Origin of the sequence: Pseudomonas sp. L13, assembly GCF_009935965.1 — a bacterium.
Classification (GTDB): domain Bacteria; phylum Pseudomonadota; class Gammaproteobacteria; order Pseudomonadales; family Pseudomonadaceae; genus Aquipseudomonas; species Aquipseudomonas lactis.
Window position 1 is genome coordinate 65,652 of sequence record NZ_QODJ01000032.1, and the last position, 6,878, is coordinate 72,529.

11 protein-coding genes are annotated in these 6,878 nt (G+C 59.1%); 6 read left to right on the top strand and 5 right to left on the bottom strand.

From position 1 onward, the window contains the following. The first annotated feature begins 43 nt into the window (after positions 1-43). The gene (locus tag DK871_RS17080; protein WP_161905957.1) at positions 44-898 is read left to right on the top strand and encodes a helix-turn-helix domain-containing protein; all 855 of its coding nucleotides are present in this window, start codon (positions 44-46) and stop codon (positions 896-898) included. Positions 899-918: 20 nt separating this feature from the next. Here the strand turns inward: DK871_RS17080 and DK871_RS17085 are convergent, their stop codons facing one another. Together DK871_RS17085 and DK871_RS17090 are read right to left on the bottom strand one after the other, a co-directional pair. Beyond that, entirely contained in the window at positions 919-1,713 is a 795-nt protein-coding gene (locus tag DK871_RS17085) for a class II aldolase/adducin family protein (protein ID WP_161905946.1), read from the bottom strand. A gap of 179 nt (positions 1,714-1,892) precedes the next feature. Next, positions 1,893-2,102, bottom strand: coding sequence for a hypothetical protein (locus DK871_RS17090; protein ID WP_003191725.1), 210 nt, complete (start codon positions 2,100-2,102; stop codon positions 1,893-1,895). A gap of 196 nt (positions 2,103-2,298) precedes the next feature. Between DK871_RS17090 and DK871_RS17095 the strand changes: the two genes are divergently transcribed. Continuing rightward, positions 2,299-2,802 (top strand): DUF4142 domain-containing protein, encoded by a 504-nt coding sequence (locus DK871_RS17095; protein ID WP_161905948.1) that lies wholly within the window; start codon positions 2,299-2,301, stop codon positions 2,800-2,802. 30 nt (positions 2,803-2,832) lie between these two features. Continuing rightward, complete coding sequence (locus DK871_RS17100) at positions 2,833-3,393, top strand: type 1 glutamine amidotransferase domain-containing protein (protein WP_161905950.1); 561 nt, start codon at positions 2,833-2,835, stop codon at positions 3,391-3,393. A gap of 60 nt (positions 3,394-3,453) precedes the next feature. Here DK871_RS17100 and DK871_RS17105 read toward each other — a convergent pair whose 3' ends face one another. After that, complete coding sequence (locus DK871_RS17105; protein WP_032896961.1) at positions 3,454-3,660, bottom strand: hypothetical protein; 207 nt, start codon at positions 3,658-3,660, stop codon at positions 3,454-3,456. Between the two features lie 298 nt (positions 3,661-3,958). Here DK871_RS17105 and DK871_RS17110 point away from each other — a divergent pair, with 298 nt between their 5' ends. Next, positions 3,959-4,435 (top strand): hemerythrin domain-containing protein, encoded by a 477-nt coding sequence (locus tag DK871_RS17110; protein ID WP_044274139.1) that lies wholly within the window; start codon positions 3,959-3,961, stop codon positions 4,433-4,435. 31 nt (positions 4,436-4,466) lie between these two features. Here DK871_RS17110 and DK871_RS17115 read toward each other — a convergent pair whose 3' ends face one another. Together DK871_RS17115 and DK871_RS17120 are read right to left on the bottom strand one after the other, a co-directional pair. Further along, positions 4,467-5,012 (bottom strand): putative natural product biosynthesis protein, encoded by a 546-nt coding sequence (locus DK871_RS17115; protein WP_161905951.1) that lies wholly within the window; start codon positions 5,010-5,012, stop codon positions 4,467-4,469. Positions 5,013-5,074: 62 nt separating this feature from the next. Further along, on the bottom strand, positions 5,075-5,458 hold the full coding sequence (locus DK871_RS17120; protein ID WP_161905953.1) for a DUF2946 domain-containing protein: 384 nt from the start codon (positions 5,456-5,458) through the stop codon (positions 5,075-5,077). A gap of 181 nt (positions 5,459-5,639) precedes the next feature. On the opposite strand from DK871_RS17120, the gene DK871_RS17125 reads away from it, so the two are divergent. Together DK871_RS17125 and DK871_RS17130 are read left to right on the top strand one after the other, a co-directional pair. Further along, entirely contained in the window at positions 5,640-6,248 is a 609-nt protein-coding gene (locus DK871_RS17125; protein WP_003191741.1) for an SCO family protein, read from the top strand. Then, positions 6,248-6,736 carry a copper chaperone PCu(A)C gene (locus tag DK871_RS17130; protein WP_161905955.1) on the top strand — a complete coding sequence of 163 codons (489 nt, stop codon included), beginning with the start codon at positions 6,248-6,250 and terminating at the stop codon, positions 6,734-6,736. Before DK871_RS17125 ends, DK871_RS17130 begins: the two co-directional genes overlap by 1 nt. Positions 6,737-6,878: the final 142 nt, after the last annotated feature.

The window sequence follows — 6,878 nt, forward strand, 5'->3', positions numbered from 1 at the left end:
AATAGCCAGAATGTTTCGCAATCCAGCCAAGGCAGTTCCCACCATGGTCCATCACCGCCTCGACCATTACGACCCCTGCCGGGTTCGCGACGCCGCCGCCATCCCTCGCTCGATAGTGGCCGTGGGCGCCTCGAGTACCTCCGAGCGCTGGGAACATACCCCTCACCACCATCAACACGGGCAATTGATCTACACCTTGCGCGGCGTTGTACATTGTGTGATCGAGGCGGGTATCTGGATCGTGCCGCCGCAATGCGCGTTGTGGATTCCCGGCGGTGTGACCCACGCGGCCCGTGGCGCTGGCGAAGCAGACGTGTATTGCCTGTTGATCAACCCGGACGCTGCCAGCGCCCTGCCCCGGCAATGTTGCACGCTGTCGGTGTCGCCATTGCTGCACGAATTGATCGGCAAGGCGGTGAGTTTCCCGCAGCTCTACGCCGAAGACGGCGCCCAGGGCCGGCTGGTGGCGACATTACTCGATGAGTTGGCCCAGGCCCCCATCGAAGCCCTGCATTTGCCGATGCCCCAAGACCCTCGCTTGCATCGGCTGGCCAACAGCCTATTGGCCAACCCCGGCGACAAATCCACCTTGGGCGAATGGGCCGTGCGCATCGGCATGAGCGAACGCAGCATGACTCGCCTGCTGCTGGAAGAAATCGGCCTGAGCTTCGGTCGCTGGCGCCGCCAGTTGCATGTGATCCTTTCACTGCAACGCCTGGCCAACGGCGAGAGTGTGCAGAGCGTGGCGCTGGATTTGGGTTATGAAAATGCCAGCGGGTTTATCACCATGTTCCGCAAGGCCATGGGTCAACCGCCGGCGCGTTACCTGGCGGACCGCACGGGCGCGCCGAGCCCGGCAGCGCAACCCAGCATTGCGATGCGCGAGGCTGTTAATTAAATATTATTTGGAGCAAGCCCTCAGTTTTTGTAGTCGGTGTCTGTTCGCTCAAGCTGACGCACCAGCGCATTCCAATGTCGCGCCACGCCTGGGCCTTCACCGTTGCTGAATACCTTGGCCTGCTGCTCAACCTTGGCCACCACCTCTGCCGGTGGGAAGATCAACTCGGCATTCCCCGCCGCCTGTGCCGCGATCTGGATGTTGCACGCTCGCTCCAGGCTTTGCAGTTGCTGGAAGGCATGCTCGACGCTGACGCCGCCCGTCAACAAGCCGTGGTTACGCAGGATCATCACACTCTTGTCGCCCAGATCCGCCACCAGCCGTTCACGCTCATCCAGGTCCAGGGCCACGCCCTCGTAACCGTGGTAAGCCACACGCCCCGAGAACGCGATAGCGTGCTGTGAGATCGGCAACAACCCGTGCTTCTGCGCCGACACCGCTATACCGTCGCGGGTGTGGGTGTGCAGCACCGCTTGCAAGTCATGGCGTGCACCGTGGATGGCGCTGTGGATCACATAGCCGGCGTAGTTGATCCCCAGGCCCGTGGGGTCATCGACGATGGTGCCGTCCAGATCGACTTTGACTAGGTTGGAAGCGCTGATTTCGTCGAACAACAGCCCAAAAGCATTGATCAGGAAATGCGCCTCGGGCCCTGGCACCCGCGCCGAGAAATGCGTGTAGATATGGTCGGTCCACTTGTACAACGCCGCCAGTCGGTAGGCCGCGGCCAGCTTGACCCGCACCTCCCATTCTTGCGGCGTGACCCGCTGGCGCACATTGCTGGAAACACTGGAAATCGGCGTGACGCTGCTCATGGCAAATCTTCCTGGATGGCCTAAGGGGACTTCCAGGCAAGACTAGGGGATGGTCATAGATAATAAAAAGCACATTTTAATCTAAGCTAATTATTATATTTATTTATAACAAAGCAGCAGTGGCAGCTTTCAAGCCGCCACGGGAGCAAGCTCCCTCGCCAACGATCAACTCAGCAGGTTCAACGCCCGTTGTTGAGCTTCTCATTGATTGCATCCGTTTGCCGTTCAATGTCCTTGATCGAGGTCGGCGTCACGACTTTGTCGATGGTTTCGGTCTTGGGATTGGCTGGTTCAAGCGTCTGCCCTTTGGTGGCTTCGGCATTACCTTTTTGCGCGTCTTCAGAGCTGATGGGGTCGGGGGTTTTATCGGTGGTCTTATGAACGGTCACAGTGCAATCCTCCTGGCAATGGCGGGCCGCTGAGATGACGGCCCTGTGCAGCAGAACCCTGCGAATCCGGATTGGTTCAAGTCAATTGCCCTCCCTCACCACTGGGCAAAAAAGCGCAAAAAATTTTAAACCTTTTACGCCCCTCTCCATTCAACAGTCAGGTAACGGCATCCCGCCATTTCCAAGGAGAGACACCATGAAAACTCGACTGATGAAACCGATGGGCCTTACCTTCATGCTGATTGCAGGCTCGATGTCCACCGCGATGGCGGCGACCTCCAATGACTTTGTCGACAACGCCGCCGAGGGCGGTATCACCGAGGTGGAAGCGGGCAAACTGGCCCTGGAAAAAAGCAGCTCGGCGGACGTGAAGACCTTCGCCCAGCATATGGTAACCGACCACACCAAAGCCAATCAGGAATTGATGACCCTGGCGAAAAAACTCGATATCGAAGTCCCCGATGACGCCGCGCTTACCGACCAGGCGAAGAAAGCCATTCTGGAAATGCGCGATGAATCCTTCGACAAGGCCTACGCCAACAACCAGGTGGCGGCCCATGAAAAAACCGTCGAACTGTTCAAGAAAGAAGCAGCCTCCTCGGACAATCCCGAGCTGAAAGCCTTCGCCACCAAGACCCTGCCCACCCTTGAAGCCCACCTGAAAATGGCCAAGGAACTGCAAACCAAATACGCCCATTAATCGATCCATGACTTAAGGAGACACTCGACCATGAGCTCGCAACTCAACGGCAAGCACATCCTCGTCATCACCTCCAACACCGGTATCGAGCGCGACGAGCTGCTCAAGCCGCTGGAGACACTGCGTGGCTACGGCGCGACCGTGACGCACGCCTCCAGCAAAGGCGGCACCACCCAGACATTTGTCGGCGACACGGAAAAAGACCAGACCGTGGAATCAGACGTGCAGCTGTCGGATGTGCTCAGCGCCGACTTCGATGCGCTGGTCATCCCGGGCGGCACGGTGAATGCCGATACACTGCGCCAGGATGCCGCCGCGCTGCGCTTGATCAATGAATTCGTGCAGGCCGGCAAGACCATCGCAGCGATCTGCCACGGGCCATGGACGCTGATCGACGCCGGGGTGGTCAAGGGCAAAACCCTGACCGCCTATAAAAGCGTGCGCATCGACCTTGAAAACGCCGGCGCTGCCAGCGTGGTGGATGCCGAGGTTAAAGAGTGCCAGGCCAATGGCTGGACCTTGATTACCTCGCGCATGCCGGACGATCTACCGGCGTTCAATGAGGCGATTGCCAAGGCCGTCGGCGGCTGATCGGTTTACCGCAATGAAAACAGGCGCCCCATGGGCGCCTGTTTTTTATCACTCACCACTTCAGCTCTTACGCTGCTGCGCCATCTCACGCTTGGGCCCGAACATCGCCCATGCAATCAACCCCAGCAACGGCACGAACACCAGCACCACCACCCACAACCCCTTGGTCTCCCATCCGCCAGTGCTGCGCAAAACGATATTGATCGCCCAGAGTTCCAAGAGCAGCAGAATCACCGCCAATACGATCCAGATATACTCTATTTGCATAATTCACCTCCTGAAGTCTAAGCGTTAGGTCAAGCAGATGCGCCAAGGGTTCCATTGGATTTTCAAGCCACGCTTTAAGGCCTGCGCCGTTGCGCTGGAGCGTCAGCGCCGGTTGGGCGTTGTGCAATGTCGCCGCAACCCGACCATGCAAGCTGCACGACAGCAAAGCGCATAGGCAAACTCAACTAATTGATTTAAAACACATTTTTATATCATGAAAATTGGTACGCCTAATGCAACGCCCCTCACCACCAGGCGTGCACTTCGACACGCCCGCATACCCTCCGTGAGGTTACCTATGAATGCCATCGATCTTCTGAAAGCCGACCATGAACGCGTCAAGACCCTTCTGACCCAGTTGAGCGAATCCACTGAACGCGGGGTAAAAAAACGTACCGAGTTGCTGGCAAAACTCGAAATGGAAATCACCCTGCACACCCAACTTGAAGAAGAGATCCTCTACCCCGCGTTCAGAAAAGCCGGGGGCAAGGAGCAGGACATCATGTACCACGAAGCCAAGGAGGAGCACCGTACCGTCGACTCGCTGGTACTGCCGGACTTGAAGAAAACCGACCCATCGTCCACCGAGTTTTCCGGTCGCGTCAAAGTGGTCAAGGAACTGCTTGAGCACCATATCGAAGAAGAAGAAACCGAGATGTTCCCACAAGCTAAAAAGCTCTTGGGTAAAGCCCTTCTCGAGGAGCTGGGGGCTGAGATGGAAGCGATGAAGGCCGCGCACAAAAAGACCATGGCGAGAAAACCCCTGGCGGCGTGACGGCCCTCGGTTCGCTATCAGATTCGGCGTTTCATGGCACCGACAGCCAGCCGCTGAAGGTGCCTTGCGCATTCAATGGGCACCAGGCGAAATCCCAGGCGGGCGGCGGCAATGCCGGTTGCTGCGTGGCTATCGAAGGGTGGCCCTTCCAGTCGAACAGGGTCCAGCCGCGCCAGTTCAGGACAATGCCTGCCGACGGGCTGTCGTCGGTGAGCACCCAACGCGCGGCCGCGGCGGCCATGAAGGCTTCGATCGGTTCCTCATCGATCTGCGTGCGGTACGCCGAACTCAGTAACCAGCGGCATACGTTCAGATGGTAGGTCCAGTCCAGCGGTGGCTGGTTGCGATAGGCCCAGGTCATGAAGGCGCGAAACAGGTTCAGGCCCTCCGGTGGGTCGAGCCTGAGCAGCGCCGGGCAGATGTCGAACAAGGTATGCCAGTGAGGCAGCAGCCGTGCATCCAGGTGCACGAAACAGCGCGAATTGCTCGGGTAGTCAGGCAGCGTCGGCTGCGCACGCAGGCGCCGCGACGCCTTGCTGACCAGGCGGCTGGCGCCGGCAGGCAATTGAGGGTTCATAAAACGTACTCACCATCGTGACGAGAGAATGCCTCCTGATGACAGGAAGCCCAAGGCACACGTCAGGATGCGGGAGAAGCGCGCGGGTTGGCCGAGGGCCAGGAATACCGCGGCGGCGCCTTGTTGCGCCGTTCATGGGCGACACGTGGGGTTTGCGTAAGACCGAGCAGCCAGGTCAGGCCGATCAGGAACACCAGGGCGACGGTAACCGCGTTGCACACTGGGCAGGCAAAGTAGTTCGAGATGTTGCTGGAAGACGGGTTTGCCAACCCTTTGTCGGAAATGGGCGACTGGCCGCCATCCACCGAACAGAACAGCCCGCCGATGCCGTTGAGCTGCTGGCCCATCATCTGACCATGCCCCAAACCGCAGGCGAACAGGTTCATCAGCACGCAGAAGTACAGGGCCCAGGCGATCAGTGAGCGGTCAGAGTGGCGCAATTTCATGGCGGCGACTCTACCACCGAAGCCACAAAAGCACGAAATGGGCCGCGCCCCTGTGGCAGAACGTCGCAGATTACGCGCACGGGCCAGGGTTGCTAGACTCTGCACCCTTCTCGTTACTCCTTTTCAAAGCCTGGTGGGGCAGCTCTACTGCCTTGCAGGCGTTTCACAGGATGCACAGTTGATGAGTACGTTATTCACCCGCCGCAAAGTGCTGACCGGCATGGGCCTGTTGGGCCTGGGCAGCCTGCTGGGCGGCTGTGACTACAGCCCCAAGCTGAACTTCAAGTACGGCAAGGACCTCAGTGACAAGATCATGGGCCGCACCTTCAAGCTTAAGAACACCGACGGCGAAACCGTCACCCTGAGCTCGTACCGCGGCCTGATGCCGGTGGTGTTCTTCGGCTTCACCCAGTGCCCGGCGGTCTGCCCGACCGCCCTGGCCCGCGCCGCCCAGGCCAAGAAACTGATGGGCCGCGATGGCAAGATCATGCAGGTGGTGTTTATCACCCTGGACCCCGAGCGTGACACCCCCGAGATTCTCAACAATTACGTCAAGGCCTTCGACCCCAGTTTCGAAGCGCTCTACGGCACCCCGGAAGAAATCGCCGTGGCCGCCAAGGAGTTCGGGATCTTTTATGAAAAGATCCCCGCCGGCGATACCTATACCCTTTCCCACACCGCCACCAGTTTCGTGTTCGACACCCGTGGCAACCTGCGCCTTGGCTTGCAGGCATCCCTTACCGCTCAAGAGTGCGCAGAAGACCTGCTCACCGTCATGGAGGTCTGCTAATGACTGCCGTTCAACACCTCAAGCGTCTCACCCTCGGCCTCACCCTGCTGGGCCTCGCCGCCCACGCCAGCGCCCAAGTACAAGTACAAGTGACCGACGCCTGGGTGCGCGCCTCCGTACCGGGTCAGCCCTCCAGCGGTGCCTTCATGACCCTCACCGCCGACAGCGACAGCAAACTGCTGAGCGTCGCTTCGCCAGTGGCCAAGGACGTGCAGATTCATGAGATGAGCATGAAGGACGACGTGATGCGCATGGGCCCGGTGGATTCGGTGGCCCTGCCGGCAGGTAAAGCCGTCAAGCTCGACCCGAACGGCTACCACGTGATGCTGATGGGCCTGACCGCCCAGATCAAGGAGGGCGACGAGGTGCCGCTGACCCTGACGGTGCAAGATGCCAAGGGTGAAAAGCAGGCCGTCGAAGTGAAGGCAACGGCGCGTGGCTTGGATGGCATGGACCATAGCAAGATGGACCATAGCAAGATGCACTGAGTAGGCCACTTTTCTCCCACGTCACCACGATGTGAAGCGAGCCGCTCTTGATCTGCTCTTGATCTGCTCTTGATCTGCTTGTGATCTTGATCTTAGGCGCCCCGTTAAACCACGCTGGCCGAACGCAGGCTTGAATTCGTGG

Coding starts and splice junctions, on each gene's coding strand:
- DK871_RS17080 (WP_161905957.1), top strand. CDS start 44: ATGGTCCATCACCGCCTCGACCATTACGACCCCTGCCGGGTTCGCGAC.
- DK871_RS17085 (WP_161905946.1), bottom strand. CDS start 1,713: ATGAGCAGCGTCACGCCGATTTCCAGTGTTTCCAGCAATGTGCGCCAG.
- DK871_RS17095 (WP_161905948.1), top strand. CDS start 2,299: ATGAAAACTCGACTGATGAAACCGATGGGCCTTACCTTCATGCTGATT.
- DK871_RS17100 (WP_161905950.1), top strand. CDS start 2,833: ATGAGCTCGCAACTCAACGGCAAGCACATCCTCGTCATCACCTCCAAC.
- DK871_RS17105 (WP_032896961.1), bottom strand. CDS start 3,660: ATGCAAATAGAGTATATCTGGATCGTATTGGCGGTGATTCTGCTGCTC.
- DK871_RS17110 (WP_044274139.1), top strand. CDS start 3,959: ATGAATGCCATCGATCTTCTGAAAGCCGACCATGAACGCGTCAAGACC.
- DK871_RS17115 (WP_161905951.1), bottom strand. CDS start 5,012: ATGAACCCTCAATTGCCTGCCGGCGCCAGCCGCCTGGTCAGCAAGGCG.
- DK871_RS17120 (WP_161905953.1), bottom strand. CDS start 5,458: ATGAAATTGCGCCACTCTGACCGCTCACTGATCGCCTGGGCCCTGTAC.
- DK871_RS17125 (WP_003191741.1), top strand. CDS start 5,640: ATGAGTACGTTATTCACCCGCCGCAAAGTGCTGACCGGCATGGGCCTG.
- DK871_RS17130 (WP_161905955.1), top strand. CDS start 6,248: ATGACTGCCGTTCAACACCTCAAGCGTCTCACCCTCGGCCTCACCCTG.